This window comes from Pararhizobium sp. IMCC3301 (genome assembly GCF_030758315.1).
In the GTDB taxonomy this organism is placed as follows: Bacteria; Pseudomonadota; Alphaproteobacteria; order Rhizobiales.
In genome coordinates this window covers 1,221,417-1,238,016 of record NZ_CP132336.1, presented here as the reverse complement: position 1 = coordinate 1,238,016, position 16,600 = coordinate 1,221,417, and the positions used below count along the sequence as shown (strand labels likewise).

Annotated in this window: 14 protein-coding genes; 5 read left to right on the top strand and 9 right to left on the bottom strand. The window is 55.5% G+C overall.

Translation table 11 applies throughout. The features are described 5' to 3' along the window. Nucleotides 1-2: 2 nt before the first annotated feature. Nucleotides 3-1,307, bottom strand: coding sequence for a phenylacetate--CoA ligase family protein (locus RAL88_RS05915; protein ID WP_306267951.1), 1,305 nt, complete (start codon nt 1,305-1,307; stop codon nt 3-5). A gap of 127 nt (nt 1,308-1,434) precedes the next feature. On the opposite strand from RAL88_RS05915, the gene msrP reads away from it, so the two are divergent. After that, nucleotides 1,435-2,412: a protein-methionine-sulfoxide reductase catalytic subunit MsrP gene (gene msrP / locus RAL88_RS05910; protein ID WP_306267950.1), complete on the top strand. Its 978-nt coding sequence runs from the start codon at nt 1,435-1,437 to the stop codon at nt 2,410-2,412. 339 nt (nt 2,413-2,751) lie between these two features. Here the strand turns inward: msrP and RAL88_RS05905 are convergent, their stop codons facing one another. The 3 genes from RAL88_RS05905 to RAL88_RS05895 are packed head-to-tail and all read right to left on the bottom strand — an operon-like array spanning nt 2,752 to nt 5,664. Next, on the bottom strand, nt 2,752-3,642 hold the full coding sequence (locus RAL88_RS05905; RefSeq protein WP_306267948.1) for a LysR family transcriptional regulator: 891 nt from the start codon (nt 3,640-3,642) through the stop codon (nt 2,752-2,754). Between the two features lie 37 nt (nt 3,643-3,679). Beyond that, complete coding sequence (trxB, locus tag RAL88_RS05900) at nt 3,680-4,645, bottom strand: thioredoxin-disulfide reductase (protein WP_306267946.1); 966 nt, start codon at nt 4,643-4,645, stop codon at nt 3,680-3,682. A gap of 11 nt (nt 4,646-4,656) precedes the next feature. After that, nucleotides 4,657-5,664 (bottom strand): mitochondrial fission ELM1 family protein, encoded by a 1,008-nt coding sequence (locus RAL88_RS05895; protein WP_306267945.1) that lies wholly within the window; start codon nt 5,662-5,664, stop codon nt 4,657-4,659. Between the two features lie 153 nt (nt 5,665-5,817). Here RAL88_RS05895 and RAL88_RS05890 point away from each other — a divergent pair, with 153 nt between their 5' ends. After that, on the top strand, nt 5,818-6,309 hold the full coding sequence (locus RAL88_RS05890) for an Lrp/AsnC family transcriptional regulator (RefSeq protein ID WP_306267944.1): 492 nt from the start codon (nt 5,818-5,820) through the stop codon (nt 6,307-6,309). A gap of 20 nt (nt 6,310-6,329) precedes the next feature. Here RAL88_RS05890 and RAL88_RS05885 read toward each other — a convergent pair whose 3' ends face one another. The 5 genes from RAL88_RS05885 to carB all read right to left on the bottom strand — a co-directional run bounded on the left by RAL88_RS05885 (nt 6,330) and on the right by carB (nt 12,786). Continuing rightward, nucleotides 6,330-6,959, bottom strand: coding sequence for a glutathione S-transferase family protein (locus RAL88_RS05885; protein WP_306267942.1), 630 nt, complete (start codon nt 6,957-6,959; stop codon nt 6,330-6,332). A 77-nt stretch (nt 6,960-7,036) separates the two neighbouring features. Beyond that, a complete protein-coding gene (locus RAL88_RS05880; protein ID WP_306267940.1) occupies nt 7,037-7,999 on the bottom strand; it encodes an endonuclease/exonuclease/phosphatase family protein in 963 nt (320 codons plus the stop codon). A gap of 154 nt (nt 8,000-8,153) precedes the next feature. Beyond that, nucleotides 8,154-8,909 (bottom strand): MOSC domain-containing protein, encoded by a 756-nt coding sequence (locus RAL88_RS05875; protein ID WP_306267938.1) that lies wholly within the window; start codon nt 8,907-8,909, stop codon nt 8,154-8,156. A gap of 30 nt (nt 8,910-8,939) precedes the next feature. Next, nucleotides 8,940-9,413 (bottom strand): transcription elongation factor GreA, encoded by a 474-nt coding sequence (gene greA, locus RAL88_RS05870; RefSeq protein ID WP_306267936.1) that lies wholly within the window; start codon nt 9,411-9,413, stop codon nt 8,940-8,942. 127 nt (nt 9,414-9,540) lie between these two features. After that, on the bottom strand, nt 9,541-12,786 hold the full coding sequence (carB, locus tag RAL88_RS05865; protein ID WP_306267935.1) for a carbamoyl-phosphate synthase large subunit: 3,246 nt from the start codon (nt 12,784-12,786) through the stop codon (nt 9,541-9,543). A gap of 197 nt (nt 12,787-12,983) precedes the next feature. Here carB and RAL88_RS05860 point away from each other — a divergent pair, with 197 nt between their 5' ends. From RAL88_RS05860 to RAL88_RS05850, 3 genes are all read left to right on the top strand, one after another. Continuing rightward, nucleotides 12,984-13,934 (top strand): neutral zinc metallopeptidase, encoded by a 951-nt coding sequence (locus RAL88_RS05860; protein WP_306267934.1) that lies wholly within the window; start codon nt 12,984-12,986, stop codon nt 13,932-13,934. Nucleotides 13,935-14,346: 412 nt separating this feature from the next. Further along, on the top strand, nt 14,347-15,000 hold the full coding sequence (locus RAL88_RS05855) for a YrbL family protein (protein ID WP_306267933.1): 654 nt from the start codon (nt 14,347-14,349) through the stop codon (nt 14,998-15,000). A gap of 100 nt (nt 15,001-15,100) precedes the next feature. Continuing rightward, nucleotides 15,101-16,591 (top strand): alkaline phosphatase, encoded by a 1,491-nt coding sequence (locus tag RAL88_RS05850; protein WP_306267932.1) that lies wholly within the window; start codon nt 15,101-15,103, stop codon nt 16,589-16,591. Nucleotides 16,592-16,600 lie beyond the last annotated feature (9 nt).

Below are 16,600 nucleotides of genomic sequence, written 5' to 3'. Positions count from 1 at the left end.
GATCACCGCACAAGCGTGATCCATTGTTCATATTTGCCTGATGCACTGCGCGGGATTTCCGGTGTTTCGAAGATGTCAATCGTGATCGACGGGTGCAGGCGCGTGCGCAGATATGTCTGCAGTCCTGGCTGATCGACCTGCTGTGAGCTGGCCTCATCGCGCACGAAACGGATTTCGACGTCGCGCAGGCTTTTCTGAATGCCCTGAATCTGTCGTGATGGTAGAAATGGTTGATATTCACCTTCCAGCATGGAAGGCCACGACCGGCTGCCATCGGCATAGGTAAAGACGTTTCTTTCGCGGCCGAGAATCTGTTGGATAGAGGGCAGTGTGCGGCCACAGATGCAGGCTTGTGATGTCAATTCAACCTGATCCTGATTTTCATAGCGGATGAGGGGCATCGCGTAATTGTAGAAGGGTGTCAGAATCAGCCGTCCGCGGCCATCAGTGATGGATTTGCCATCGTCGAAATCCAGCACTTCCATCAGGCCCGCTTCACAGAATTGATGGTGCAGGCTGCCGGCCGGGCATTGCGCCGCAATGGCGCCCAGTTCCGATGCGCCATAACGGTCAATGAGTTTCAAACCGTGCGTCCCGGCAAGATAGGTCTTGGCCGCATCGCTGAAGACTTCTCCCTGACCGACGAAAGTGTGAAACGGCAGAGCAATGCCGCGTTGTTCGGCAAGCTCGCCCAGGGCAACCGCAATCGAGGGATAACTGGTCACTGCTCCCGGCCGGGTTTTCAGTATCCATTCCAACTGGTTTTCAATGGTCTCGGTGACGGATAGCTGGCAGGCAGGTGCTTCTGGCTTGGTGATGTTCCATTGCCGGCCTGGCGCTCCGTCGGGAGCGGGATATCGGCCGCGAGAATCGGCAATGATAGCCATTTTCGCGGAGCAATCCACCGCGTGCCAATCGAAAATCCGTTGCGATGCAGCTGTGGCCATCAGCTGAGCCATGCCAGTGGTACGGAATTTCAACGGAGTTCCTGTCGAGCCGGAGGTCTGGCCTTCGGAAAAAGGTCCCATTTGCTCCGGATATGATTTTGCAAACAGCGCATCTCCGGCCTGTTGTGCGTCAGCTCGGGTGAACGTTGGAATATCATTCCAGGCCTCCCAGCGGATTGACTGGTCTGGAGCGAATAGCGGGTCCAGCCGTGTGGCATAGAACGGCACCTCGCGCCGGGCATGGTGCAGCAGCGGCTGCAGCAGCCGGCGCTGATAGGCCTGCATCCGATCGGGTGGATAATATTGGGTTTTCTCAAGCACCGTCACGAATTTCCGCGACGCTTCGAGTGAGACTGACATTAACGCTCCGGGCTTCATTTGAACTGGTTTGCGAACTGACAGAACACGCTCACCTCACCAACAGTTTATTTGATTTTCATGTGAGTTGTTCCAATTGTATCGGCAATGACAGCAAAAAGGGAACACCATGTTCATTAAACGCCCCAAAAGTTGGGAAATCCCGGAAAACAAGGCTTCAAGCGAAGCCACCTTTCTCAACCGCCGCACCCTGATCAAGGCCGCAGGCTTCAGCGGCATTGGCGTTGCGGCCGGATTGTCGTGGCCATCAGGAACGATGCAGGCGGCCGAAAATGACCCGACTGCTGATCTGTATCCGGCGACTGTGAACCCGGCCTATGCGGATGCCGGCAAGCCGATTACCCCGGAAGATGTAAATTCAAAATATAATAATTTCTACGAGTTCGGCTCCCATAAACGGATTTTCAATGAGGCGCAAAAGCTCAAGACCCGGCCCTGGTCCGTGACGTTTGATGGTCTCGTGGATAAGGAAATGACGGTGGACTTTGATACTCTGGTGCGCGCCATGCCACTGGAAGACCGGGTCTACCGTCATCGTTGCGTGGAAGCCTGGTCGATGGTGATTCCCTGGTCCGGCTTTCCCCTTAAAGCACTGGTGGACTACGCCCAGCCGCTGTCCTCGGCAAAATATGTCCGCTTCGAGACATTCAACGATTCCAAAATGGCCTCAGGTCAGCGTCAGATCTGGTATCCTTGGCCCTATATTGAAGGCCTGACGATGGCAGAGGCGACCAATGATCTGGCTTTCATTGCAACCGGTGCCTATGGCAAGCCCCTGGCTAAACAATTCGGCGCGCCATTGCGGTTGCACACACCCTGGAAATACGGCTTCAAATCCATCAAATCGATTGTCCGTGTCAGCTTTACCGAAGAGCGGCCGGTTTCGTTCTGGGAAGAAGTGAACAGCAAAGAATACGGATTTTACGCAAATGTGAATCCGAAGGTGCCGCATAAACGCTGGAGCCAGGCAACAGAAGAAGTTCTGGGCACTGGTGGTGAACGGGTGCCCACACAGCTTTATAATGGCTATGGCGAACAGGTCGCGAATCTTTACAGCGATGTCCCGGAAGAGCAGTTGTATTTCTAGCCGGAATTGTGGCGGCTTGAACTGGCAGCTCAGAGGCAAACACTGCTGAACCTCATCGCGCAGAACATGAGCGATTCTGGCATCAGAAAAAAATAAAACCGGGCATTGCCAAAAGCAACAGCCCGGTTTTTAAAATTCTGTTTCTGGGGGAGGAATCGAAACAGAAATTTTGAGGAAGTTACATGGGAAGCAATCGAGGGAGGAGAACGATTGCTTCGTAACTTACACAGTGAATGTACGCCGTTTCAGTGAATCTTCAAGCGCTGCATTTGCGTGGCTGCCATGCAAAGTCTGCATAGCTCCGGAACATCAAATGAATTCTGACTGTGCTGAAACGGATTAAAACCGCCAGCGCTGCGCCTGATCTATCAGGAAATCGCGAAATGCCTGAACCCGTGCTGATGAGCGCAATTCTGCGGGATAGGCAAAATAGGTGTCCAGAGAGGGCACATCCTCTTCGGGGAACAGCTGGATCAACTGGTTGTTCTCATCGAGCAGATAATCCGGCACCATGGCGATACCGGCGCCATTTTCCGCAGCTTCCTTGATGGCCACCACACTGTTGACCGTGAGTGTCGGCTTTCTGGGATCGTTAGGAGGACGCCCGGCGGTTCGCAGCCAGTTGATATCGCGCAGAAAATGCGGCACCGGCTCGCCGAATACGATGATTTGATGATTGTCGAGATCGGCCAGATTCTTCGGATGGCCGTATGTCTTGAGGTATTTGGCCGAGGCATAGACGTGAAAATGAACTGTGAACAGTTTGCGCTGAATGAGATCCGGCTCGGTGGGACGATGCAGGCGGATCGCAACGTCGGCCTCACGCATAGTGAGGTTCAAATCATTGTCCTCAAGACGGATCTGTAACTCAATTTCGGGGTAGAGTTCGACAAACCGGCGTATGCGGGCGGCCAGCCAAGTGGAGCCGAGGCCAACCGTGGTTGTGACCCGCAGAGTTCCGCTTGGTTTTTCCTTGCTGTCCTTCAGCCGGGTCTGAACCGCTTCAAGCTTCATCAGAACATCATGCGCAGTGCGAAACAGCAACTCACCCTGTTCGGTCAGAACCAGACCACGCGCATGGCGGTGGAACAATGAAATGCCGAGGTCCTGCTCAAGAGCGCTGATCTGGCGGCTGGCTGCCGACTGGCTGAGATGCAACACTTCTCCGGCATGGGTGAAGGACCCGGCCTGTGCGACCGCGTGAAATACTCTGAGTTTGTCCCAATCCATGAGCCGCTTTCAAATGTTGCCGTGTTTTTGTGGCGTCTTATTCGGCTGCTTCTCTGGCAAGTGCAAGCTCAGCAATGTATTTTTCCGCTTCCAGAGCCGCCATGCAGCCCATTCCCGCGGCAGTCACGGCCTGACGGTAAATATCGTCGGTGACGTCACCGGCGGCGAAGACGCCGGGAATACTGGTTCTGCTGCTGTCCGGTTCAGTCCAGACATAGCCATTGTTCTTCATCTTGACCTGTGTCTTGACGAGGTCTGCGGCGGGCGCATGACCAATGGCGACAAATATGCCGTCGACCGGAAAATCCGTCACATCGCCGGTTGTCATATGTTTCAGCCGAACGCCCTCTGCGGAGGGTGGAAAACCGTCCTTTCCGGTAATCTCGTCGACAAAGCTGTCCCAGATGACTTCGATATTCGGTTTGGCAAATAACCGCTTTTGCAGAATCTGCTCCGCACGGAAATGGTCGCGGCGATGAACCACGGTCACTTTTTTTGCGATATTCGCCAGATAAAGCGCCTCTTCGACGGCAGTGTTGCCACCGCCGACCACCAGCACATGTTTGTCACGATAGAAAAATCCATCGCAGGTGGCACAGGCGGAAACGCCGAAGCCCATAAATTTTTCTTCTGATGGCAGTCCAAGCCATTTGGCCTGTGCGCCTGTCGCCAGAACCAGTGCGTCGCAGGTGTAAAGCGTGCCGCCGTCGCCGGTCAGTTCAATGGGGTGTTTGGACAGATCAACCGATGTGATGTGATCGGAAACGATAGTGGTGCCGACATGCTCTGCCTGCGCCTTCATCTGTTCCATCAGCCAGGGCCCCTGAATGGTGTCGGCAAACCCCGGGTAGTTTTCCACATCTGTTGTTATGGTCAACTGTCCACCGGGCTGGATACCTGAAATGAGCATCGGCTCAAGCATGGCGCGGGCCGCATAAATGGCAGCAGTGTATCCTGCAGGACCTGAGCCGATAATGATCAGTTTTGCGTGCTGGGTCGACATTCTGTTTCCATTCATTGCGCATTTGGCGCGGCTTGGCGTGTTTTCAGGCGTTTGCGAATCTCTTCTGCAATGATTGCAGAGGAGTCTATCGGCTTCTGCGGCGTTAGTTCAAGCCTGTGCCGCGCCGTTTTGCCCATCGGCACCGCCAGATTATCTGCAAAAACCGATGTCACAAACGCTGCGAGCTTGGGCGACAGTTTTTCGGGGGCAAAAACATGAACGGGAACACCGGTGGCCAGCGCTTCACTGACCATATTGTGACTGTCGGCGGTGACAACAAGGGCATCGGCATGGCTGAGAAAGTCGAGATAGGGATTGGGTGTTGCTTTTTGCGGTGTCCAGACAAGGCCAGGCCGCCCGATCATGATTTTGTCGATGATCTCCATCCAGATCTCAGGCGTGCGCCTGGAGCCGGTCACCAGCAGGCTTGCGGCCTGATCGGCGAGCTGAGACAGGGCTGAGGCAAAGACTGCCAGATCGTTCTGCGAATAGACGGTCTTGCGCGCCGGGCCCCCCAGCACAACAGTAAGTCGCGGCTTTGGCAGATTTGAGATGTGCGCTGGCGGGTGGCCCCGCCGTTCTGCCAGTAATTGCGGGCTGATACGGTGAGGGGCCAGAGCCGAGACCAGCACATTGTCACCCCTCAGCCGGTCGTGGCCGGGTACCCAGACAAGATCGGCACCGTGACGGCTGGTTTTCGGATCCTTCAGGAATACGGTCAGGCAGCCGGGCGCGCGGTGTTTCAAGGCTCGCAGATAGGCGACTGCGCGCCGGCCGGAGGCAATCGCCACATCAGGAAAAGGCGGTCGCAGCGGATCATCCTGGGAGCCGCGCTTTGCAAATGGGCTGACCGGGCCATGGGGCATCAGCCACAGCCACGGAGGTTTGGGATCGACAACGCGCTGTTCGATGGTCACAGAGCCGGCATCAGCGGTCCAGATTGCACCAAGCCGTTCGGCCACGCCCAGACAGGATTGCAGATCGCCGGCTTTGCCATCGGTGAGCACCCAGATGTGCATAATGAACCTTTTTGTTGTCCGGCAGGACTGATTTGCTGTCTGCCCCTTGTCGAATCTTTCCAATCAGGGCAGTGAACTGTCAGATCATAACTCAGGTGCGTGCCGACCGATGGAAGGCCGAACAGTCCTGTTTGTAGCTATGAAACGGTGTGCATGAAAGACCGGCTGGACGTTATTGACTGGAAAATTCTGGCGGAGTTGCAGCGCGACGGCCGGATGACGAATGTTGAACTGGCGAAACGCGTCGGTATTTCAGCGCCGCCATGCCTGCGCCGGGTGCGTGCGTTGGAAGATAGTGGCATTATCGAAGGTTATAGAACCCTGCTCAATGAGCGCAGCCTTGGCTATCAGCTGACCGCCTTTGCTCTGGTTGGCCTGTCCGCACAGGGCGAGGCCGAATTACAGGCTTTTCAGCGGGCTGTCGGAAACTGGGATATTGTCCGCGAATGCTACATGCTGTCGGGAGACGTGGATTTCATCCTGAAATGCGTTGCCGTCGATCTGGATGCGTTCCAGAGCTTCATTGTCAATGATCTCACTGCGGCACCGCATGTGGAAAGCGTGCGGACCTCGCTGACAATCGGCAAGGTGAAGAATGACCCCACCGTGCCCCTCGACCCGCAGGCGGGCGTCGCCGCCAACTGACGGCGCAGTGGGTCTGTGACCTAGGGCATTGGGATGTCCGGCTGATTGCCGGGAACGTTGTACCCCTTTTGCACTGCCTCGCGGTCGGCAAGGCGCAGGTACCACGCCTTGACGGCCGGGTATTTGTTCAGATCCACCTCCTGCCATTCGAAGCGCGCCGCCCAGGGCCAGATGGCGATATCGGCAATGCTGTAATTTCCGACCAGATAATCTGCTTGTGAAAGCTGTTTTTCCAGAACGCTGTAGAGCCGCCTGGCTTCATTCCTGAACCGTTCTTCCGCGTATGGCGCCTTGCCCGAATTGTACCGCAGAAAATGATGAGCCTGACCGAGAATGGGTCCGAAACCGCCCATCTGCCACATCAGCCACTGTATCGTCTGCCAACGGATATTATCCTTTTTGCTTAGCAATTTTCCGGTTTTTTCAGCCAGATACAGCAAAATGGCACCGGATTCCATCATGCTGATGCCGGCTTCCTGATCGACAATGGCCGGTATTTTGTTGTTCGGTGAAATTTTCAGAAAATGCGGCTGAAACTGGTCATCTTCTCCGATATTGATCGGATGAACTGTATAGTCGAGGCCGAGTTCTTCCAACGCAATGGAGACTTTTCTGCCGTTTGGCGTGCTCCAAGTATAGAGATCGATCATGCATCTTGTCCTTCTTGTCAGCTCCGCACCGAACCGGGCAGGGCACGAAATGGTGGCGCTCAATCAATGCCGCCGGGTTATTTAGTCCAGTTCAGCGTCACAACAACCGGACGATGGTCTGAGCCAAGTTCCGGACCGGTTGTTACATCGCGCAGCGTTGCCTCCTCAGGCAGCAGAATCTGGTCAATGGGTAGAAACACCGGAAGTTTCAATGGTGATTTAAATCCCAAAATGGTGAAACGAAACCCTGGTACAACCCTGGAGCCGGTGATGTCCTCCATGGTTCTGACCGCATTGCTCCAAGGCGCCGCATTGAAATCACCGCCCAATATGATGGGGCGCTTTGAATCCAAGCCCGCCACTTCGCTGCGTATATTGTCAATCTGCCGCCACTGCAGCAAAGGCCATGGCCAGTGCAGATGAACTGATGCTACGCGCACAGGTTTTCCACTCAAAATCAGATCGATCCAGGCCACTTGACTCCTCGGCAGGCAACCTTGTGCCGAAGGTTTGGTCTTTGTCAGGACCATAGTGGCCATCGTCTGGTTCAGCGAGCAACTCTGGCGATAGGGATATTGCGGCAGCAAATCGAGCAGGGGTCTGTTTATCGGGGAAAGTTCCTGAAACATCAAAATATCCGGATCCTGCCGGGTGACATAGTCCGCAATGCGGTCGATCTGGTCATTGTGGTAGAGGAGATTGAAGGTGATGATTTTCACCCCATTGCCGGGTGCCGCCTGCAAAGCTGTCTGACCGGAAAGCGCAAACGGTCGGGCAGGACCCAGCAGCCAGACTGCAAACAGCAGCGAGACAAGAGCAATTGCAGCGGTCTTCCGCAGCTTCAAAAATCCGGCAACAATGGCCACAATGATGAAAGCAAGAACATAATAGTGCAGAAAATGCGAAAAACTGTCCAGCGGGCGGAGCCAGCGGCCACCGAATGCCAGTGCAGTGAACAATGCGGGAAAAACCAACCCGCCATAGACCGCCAGAACAGCGATCTTGCCAATCCAGCGCCGATTTTCAAACTTTTTTTTCATGGTGTCGAAGCTGATTGCCTGTTTTTAAATCGTAGCGCCAATCCGCATGGCGTGCCCTGGTTGGTTTCCAGCTCTCGGTCGATTTCGATGTAACCATGAAACGAATCGGGCTGCACGATGAAATTCTCACGAAAATTATCACAAATAGCGGCCTTCAGTCTAACACGCGGATCGGATCGTTCACCTCGATGCGGCCGCCGGAGATGATCTTGCACAACACTCCGAAATCACGGTGCCCGTAAGTCTTGAACAAATGAGATGGCATGTCGATGTCGCGCACGCCCGAGCATGTATTGGCGCTCGGCGCGGCGCAGCGCTCTATGCGTTCTGTCACCGCAAAGCGTGCAGAGCCGATGCTGATTTCCCGGCCAATCCAGGAGAATTCTCCCCAGGGGGCAACGCCGTCGCACCACAGATTGCTGCGCCAGCGCCGCGGCGAAAGGTCAAGTCCGCTGCTGGCTGATACGGCGTCGTGGGAGGCCCTGCTGTGCAGTGACAGAGTAGGAGTGTTGCGGTCGGCAAGGTTGCCGCCAGGGATATGAGCCAGTTCATAGGGGCCAGGTTGCATGCCACCGCCACAGGCTTCGACCAAGGCAGCAAAGCGGATGACATCGGCAGGGTTGGACAGATCGAACTGATGGTCAGTACCGGCTTCATTGCGCAGCGTGACGATGCCGCTGGTGTCATCATAGCTGGATGCAATGGTGGCCAGCTTCGGACTGAGCGCAACCACGACAAAATTGCTGCGCTTCAGCCAGACGGGATTGGCAGGGTCGTAGTTTGAAGCCCTGTGAGCAAGGGCGAATTTCCGGTCACCGGCGAGCGGCCGGTCCGGTATCATCTCCGCAGAAGGGAGTGATTCCGGCGCAAGCCCCTTTACCGGATAACGCAGAATACCGCTCAGCCGCACGGCGAAACAACCTGTCTGTGAGGGCCGCCCCTAAATGAATTTGACTTCCAGAATTTCATAACCGCGGGCTCCGCCAGGGGCTGCTACTTCGATGGAGTCGCCCACTGATTTGCCGATAAGCGCACGGGAGATGGGTGAGGAGATGGAAATCTTGCCTGCCTTCACATCAGACTCGGCGTCGCCGACAACCTGATAGGTGATTTCCTCGTCCGTATCCTCATCTGCCAGTTTCACCGTGGCCCCGAACTTGACCGTATCGCCGGACAATTTGGAAATGTCGATGATTTCGGCACGGGCGAGTTGATCTTCCAACTCCGCAATACGGCCCTCATTGTGGCTCTGGGCCTCTTTGGCGGCATGATATTCGGCATTTTCCGACAGATCGCCATGGGCGCGGGCTTCGGAAATGGCTGCAATAATGCGTGGACGCTGTTCCTGAGTTCGTCTTCTGAATTCGTCCTGCAGCGCATTGTTGCCACTGGCGGTCATAGGGATCTTATCCATCGATGTCCCTCTCTCCAAAAATTGGGTTCCTGCTGGTGCCATCGGCGTCAGTGCAAAGAGCCCGGACAAAAAGAAAAGCTGACCGCCCATTCCGGTAAGAATGGGCGGTCCAGCTCAAATACTTACATCAGCTAAAGTACGACTGAAGTGCACGAACTTCAAGCGTCCCGCGTGTAAAGGCTTCAATTCCATTGGTGGCAGCCATCGCTCCAGCCAGAGTGGTGTAATATGGAACCTTGTGAATCAGCGCCGCCTGGCGCAGAGAACGGCTGTCCGTCAGGGCCTGTGCGCCTTCCGTGGTGTTGAAAACCAATGCAATTTCATGGTTCTTGATGGCGTCAACAATGTGCGGACGGCCTTCCAGAACTTTGTTGATTTTGGTGCTGGGCACGCCTTGCTCATTCAGAAAACGCGCCGTACCGCCAGTTGCGACGATTGAAAACCCAAGATGCTCAAGCTTGCGAATCGTGTCGAGAATGCGTGGCTTGTCCTTGTCACGCACCGAAACGAAGACGGTGCCGCCGGTGGGAATTCTGGTTCCTGATCCAAGCTGACTTTTGGCAAAGGCAACAGGAAAGCTGGTGTCCAGTCCCATAACTTCGCCGGTGGACCGCATTTCCGGTCCAAGGACGGTATCGACGCCCGGGAAGCGGCCGAAGGGAAACACCGCTTCCTTGACAGCGATGTGATCGAAAACCGGTTTCTCCAGCTTCATTGAGGCAAGGCTTTCACCGGCCATCACCCGGGACGCAAGCTTGGCGACCGGCAACCCGATGGTCTTGGCGACAAACGGCACGGTGCGGCTGGCACGCGGGTTGACTTCCAGCACATAGATGGCATCGCCCTTGATGGCGTACTGCATGTTCATCAGGCCGACTACGCCGATCGCCAGGGCCATTTCCCGGGTCTGCTGTTCCAGCCGCTCGAGGATATCAGGACCGAGCGAGAATGGCGGCAGGGAACAGGCACTGTCGCCGGAATGAATGCCGGCTTCCTCGATATGTTCCATGATGCCGCAGACAAACACATCCGTGCCGTCGCACACGGCATCAACATCGACTTCAATGGCATCCGACAGATAGCTGTCGATGAGCACGGGAGAGGACCCGGAGACGACCACTGCTTCGGTGATATAACGCTCCAGATGGGCGGTATCACGGACGATTTCCATAGCCCGGCCACCCAGCACATAGGAGGGCCGGATAACCACCGGATAACCGATCCGTTCGGCTATCTTGCGGGCTTCTTCGCCGGAGCGGGCAATGCCGTTTTCCGGTTGCTTCTGTTTGACCTTGTCGAGCAATGCCTTGAAGCGGTCGCGGTCTTCGGCCAGATCGATGGCATCAGGCGGAGTGCCAAGAATCGGCACGCCTGCATCTTCCAGTGCCTGCGCCAGATTGAGTGGCGTCTGACCACCGAACTGAACAATCACACCATGCAATGTGCCGTTGGAGGTTTCGGTATGGACAATTTCCAGCACATCTTCCGCCGTCAGCGGTTCAAAATACAGCCGGTCCGATGTGTCATAATCGGTTGATACAGTTTCCGGGTTGCAATTCACCATGATGGTTTCATAGCCCGCATCATGCAGGGCAAAGGCGGCATGGCAGCAGCAATAATCGAACTCGATGCCCTGACCGATGCGGTTGGGCCCGCCACCCAGAATGATGATTTTCCTGGCATCTGTCGGCTCTGCCTCATCGACAGGCGCGTTGCCGAAAGGCGCTTCGTAAGTGGAATACATATAGGGTGTCGGCGAGGCGAATTCTGCGGCACAGGTGTCGATCTTCTTGAAGACCGGACGCACATTCAGCCGGTGGCGCAGGGCCGAGACATCAGCTTCTTCCAGAGCGGTCAGTTCGGCCAGCCGTTTATCTGAAAAGCCGGACGCTTTCAGCGCCCGCAATGCGCCGGGGGTCTGCGGCAGGCCATGGGCGCGCACACGCTGTTCCAGATTGATCAGGCCGCGCAACTGCTCGAGAAACCAGGGGTCAATTTTACAGGCGGCAAAAATCTCTTCGTCGCTGAGACCAAGCCGCATCGCCTGCGCTGCTTTCAAAAGACGGTCCGGAGTCGGCGTGCCAAGGGATGCCCGAATGGCATTTTTGTCATCATCCTGTCCAAGGCCTGGAATGTCGACTTCATTGAGGCCGGTGAGACCGGTTTCCAGTCCACGCAAAGCCTTCTGCAGGGATTCCTGGAAGGTCCGGCCAATCGCCATGACTTCGCCGACTGATTTCATGGCCGTGCCCAGAATCGGCTCAGCACCGGCGAATTTTTCAAAGGCAAAACGTGGGATCTTGGTCACGACATAATCGATTGTCGGTTCAAATGCCGCCGGTGTGGCTCCACCGGTGATGTCATTATCCAACTCGTCCAGAGTATAACCGACAGCCAGTTTTGCCGCGATCCTGGCAATCGGAAAACCGGTGGCTTTTGACGCCAGGGCCGATGAGCGCGAGACGCGCGGGTTCATTTCAATGACCACCAGCCGTCCATCATCGGGATTGACAGCAAACTGAACATTGGAGCCGCCGGTTTCAACACCGATTTCGCGCAACACCGCAATCGATGCGTTGCGCATGATCTGGTATTCCTTGTCGCTCAGCGTCAGGGCAGGGGCCACGGTGATGCTGTCACCGGTGTGCACGCCCATTGGATCGACATTCTCGATGGAGCAGATGATGATACAATTGTCATCCTTGTCGCGGACAACTTCCATTTCATATTCTTTCCAGCCGACAATGGATTCCTCGATGAGGATTTCCGACGTTGGCGAGGCATCCAGACCGCTTTCCACAATGGTCAGGAATTCTTCGCGGTTATAGGCAATGCCGCCGCCGGTGCCGCCCATTGTAAAGCTGGGCCGAATGATGGTCGGAAGACCAATTGCCTCGAGCGCGTCGATCGCCTCGGCGACCGTATGGGCAAGCCGCGAGCGGGGGCTTTCCAGACCAATCTTATCCATCGCCTTGCGAAACAGATCGCGGTCTTCCGCCTTGTCGATGGCCTCCGGCGTTGCGCCGATCATTTCCACACCGAATTTTTCGAGCACACCCATTTTGCGCAAGGACAGCGAACAGTTCAGCGCGGTCTGGCCACCCATCGTGGGCAGCAGCGCATCGGGGCGCTCCTTCTCGATGATCTTGGCGACAATCTCCGGCGTGATCGGCTCGATATAGGTGGCGTCGGCCAGGTCCGGGTCGGTCATGATGGTGGCCGGGTTGGAATTCACCAGAATGACGCGGTAACCCTCTTCCTTCAACGCCTTGCAGGCCTGGGTTCCGGAATAGTCAAACTCGCAGGCCTGGCCGATGATGATGGGCCCGGCTCCGATGATGAGAATGGACTGGATATCTGTGCGTTTTGGCATGGTTGATCTTCTGGACGTCTGTGGTTGCGGATGGCCGGATGCGACCTGTGCTGAAGCTGTCGGGATGTTTGACGCTGCTATAGGCGATTAGCCCGTGCTGTGGAAGGGCATCGCCCAAGATTTCTTGGTTGTCGAAGCGCCATGTTTGGGCCAATGTTGCGTTTCAAACTGCGCGTCACACGAACCAAGGATTGCCCATGCGCTGGAAAGGCCGCCGTAAAAGTTCAAATGTAGATGACCGGCGCGGATCGGGCGGGGGCGGCTTCCGCTTCCCAAGAGGCCGGACCTCATCACCCCGCTTGCGGTTTCCCTCCGGCAGGTCCAGCCGTGGCTTGCTCGGGTCGGGGAAAGGCATTCTGACACTGGTGGTGATCGGCGGCATCGCCTGGTTTGTGTTCGGCATCAACCCGATGCAGCTTCTTGGAAGTCTGACCGGCGGGGGCAGTGGCGGGGGAGTGCCGTTTGAACAAACTACGCCTGCCGGACCATCCGGAAGTTCGGCGCGCAATGATGAAATGACAGCCTTTATCTCCACGGTTCTGGCTGAAACGGAAGATACCTGGAACGCCATTTTTGCAGCCAGTGGCCGCGATTATGAAGAGCCGCGCCTGCAACTTTTTACCGGCCAGGTGCGCTCTGCCTGCGGCTTTGCCTCGGCAGCGTCGGGCCCGTTCTACTGTCCCGGCGACAAGCAGATTTATATCGATCTGTCGTTTTATGATGAATTGCGCAAACGTTTCGACGCGCCGGGCGATTTTGCCCAGGCCTATGTTCTGGCTCATGAAGTGGGTCACCATGTGCAAAATCTTCTCGGCGTATTGCCGCAGTTCAATGAAGCACGGCGCACAATGAGCGAAGCAGACGCCAATGCCATGTCGGTCAGAGTGGAACTGCAGGCCGATTGCTATGCCGGCGTGTGGGGGTTCAATGCAGCGAAGCAGGACCTTCTGGAAGAGGGCGATCTGGATGAGGCGCTGAATGCGGCCAGGCAGATCGGCGATGATGCCATCCAGAAACGCACCCAGGGTTATGTCGTCCCGGAAAGTTTCAATCACGGCACATCGGAGCAGCGCAAATACTGGTTCCGCCGCGGCTTTGAAGCCGGTGATACGTCGCAATGCAATACGTTTGAGAGTACGCGAATTTAAGCTCAGCGATGCGCGGAGTGCACTGATTGAGAAATTTGCTGCAAACCCGCTGGATACGTCCGGCTTGGCCGCTGGGCAGCTGCTGGTAATGAGACCGACTAAACGTCATTTCATCAGGTTTCCAAGGCGGGCATTGTGCCCGCCTTTTTTGTACCCTCACGTGATATCCGTCTGCACAGTCGCTGCTGCCGAAATTTCAACACACGCTTCAATTGGAATTCGCCTGCCAGTAAAGCGTTACTGACGCCAGCAGATGAAAGGTGATGCTTTTCAGCAACAGTAGCGGATTCTTACTGAAACCTTACATGGCGGTAATTGTTGAAACCGATTTCCCCGGTTAGACTTCAGACGGTAAAAAATAGTTCACTGGCAATGCGGTGGCCTGTTTTCCTGGTTTGGAGTGGCAACAGACATGATCGCGCAAACCGCGGTGCTTGATATTCGTTTTTTATTGGGCAGAGGCGCACACAGAAACTCATATCTGCATCCGCAGGATGCTTCGAAACTGGTCAAAATCGTGCATGAGCACGGCCAGATGCGCGCCCGTGACCGCAAGCGTTTCTGGGCTCTGGGTCGCCGGCTGAATATGGACGGCAATCAACGGGAATTGCGTTCTATCGAGTTGCTAAAGCGTATCGGCCTCTATGATACGCGATTTTTCCCAGCGTTTTTCGGCACCATCGAAACCAATCTCGGCCCTGGTCTGGTGTTTGAAAAACTCGGATCAGGTCCGCAGGATCAGATTTATGAGTTGCGCCGCCTAGAGGATAAGAAACTGGCATTGCAATTGCTGCCAAGAGAGCGGATTTTGCAACAATATGACGAATTGCAGCAATTTTTCGTCATGGCCGGCTTTCCCAGTGTTGGCCTCAGCATTGAAAATCTTGCAGTGCTGCAACGCGCAGGTGATGCTCCGCAACTTGTCTGTTTCGACATGAAATTCCTTGAAGATCGGCGTTTTCTCTCTGCGGCTGACTGGATTTCTCTGCTGTACCGGCGGCGCGTCAAACGCCTGCTGGCACGCAAGAAAATCAAATTCACCATCAAACTTGACCGCGACCTTTAATACGCTGACAGTCAGCCCGACGGATAGACCCCAATCGGCATGACGCCAGCACTTTGTCCCAGGCTTTTAAAAAAAGCCAGAATATCGCGGATATTATTTCATGACGAAAATCATTCTGGCTGGTGTTGCGCTGGTCTTGAGCGCGTCTGTCTCACTGGCCCAGGAGGTGACGCCGCAGACTGGCGACCGCTGGTATCAGGATGGCCAGAATACGCTGACAGAGAAACTGGCGCGGCAGCCGAACACCGGCAGAGCCAGAAACATCATCCTGATGATCTCGGACGGCAATGGTATCGCCACCAATTATGCGACGCGGCTTTTTCTGGGGCAGAAGAATGGCGGCTTTGGTGATGAAGCGGTTCTGCCACAGGAAAAGTTTCCTTATCTCGCTTTGGTCAAAACCTACAATGTCAACGCGCAGACTGCCGGTTCGGCAGGCTCGGGCACGGCGCTGCATTCCGGCGTCAAAACGTCGCTAGGTGTGGTCGGTGTCGGCGAGGGATTGAGGCGGGGAGATTGCAGCCAGGTTGAAGCCAACAAGGTGAAATCGATCGTTTCCATTCTGGACGAAATGGGAAAATCTGTGGGCGTCATTTCGACAGCCCGACTGACCGACGCGACGCCGGCCACTGCCTATGCCCATTCTGCAAACCGGACCTTTGAAGATGATTCAAAACTGCCGGAGAAGTGTGGCGTCAAGGATATAGCCGATCAACTGCTCGACGCGCTAAAAGCGGGTACTGTTGATATCGCGATGGGTGGCGGCCGCCGGCACTTCCTGCCGAAAGAGGTCACTGATTTTGAAGGCGAAGCCGGCCGACGGACGGATGGTCGCAATTTGATGGACGAGGCACGGGCTGCAGGTGCCAGGGTCGTGAGGGATGATGTGGAATTTGCAGCTTTGAGCGTGAGCGATTCAGCGCCGGTCCTCGGCCTGTTTGAATCGGATCATATGAAATATGAATATGACCGCAGGGCAGAGCCCTCATTGGCCGAAATGGTGGGCGCCTCGATCAAACGCCTGCAGGGCAACGAAAACGGTTTCTTTCTGTCGGTGGAATCCGGCCGTATCGACCATGCCAACCATGATGGCAATCTGTACCGGGCCCTGACCGACGGCGTGGCATTTGCCGATGCAGTCAGCAAAGCTGTCGAGCTGACCAGTGCGCAGGACACGCTGATCATCGTCACCGCAGATCACAGCAGTGCATTGGCCTTTAACGGCTATTGCGGGCGCGGCAGCCCAATTACAGGCCTGTGCTACAAGATCAACAAGACCGGCGTGAAGCATCTTGATACGCCCGCAAGGGCAAAAGACGGCAAGCCTTATACGGTGGCTGGATATCTGAACGGCAAAAGCTCGGTGCTGACAAAAGACGAGAATTTCAGCGGCTCGCGACCGGTCGTGACACAGCAACAGGCGAGCGATCCCGATTATCTGCAGCAGGCACTGATTCCGCTGTCAGCAGAAACCCATTCCGGTGCGGATGTGGCGGTTTATGCAAGAGGCCCATGGGCGCATTTGCTTGATGGCACAATTGAACAGAATTTTATTTTTCACGTAATGAAATATGCCGCTGAAGTGGAGTGATGCTGCATC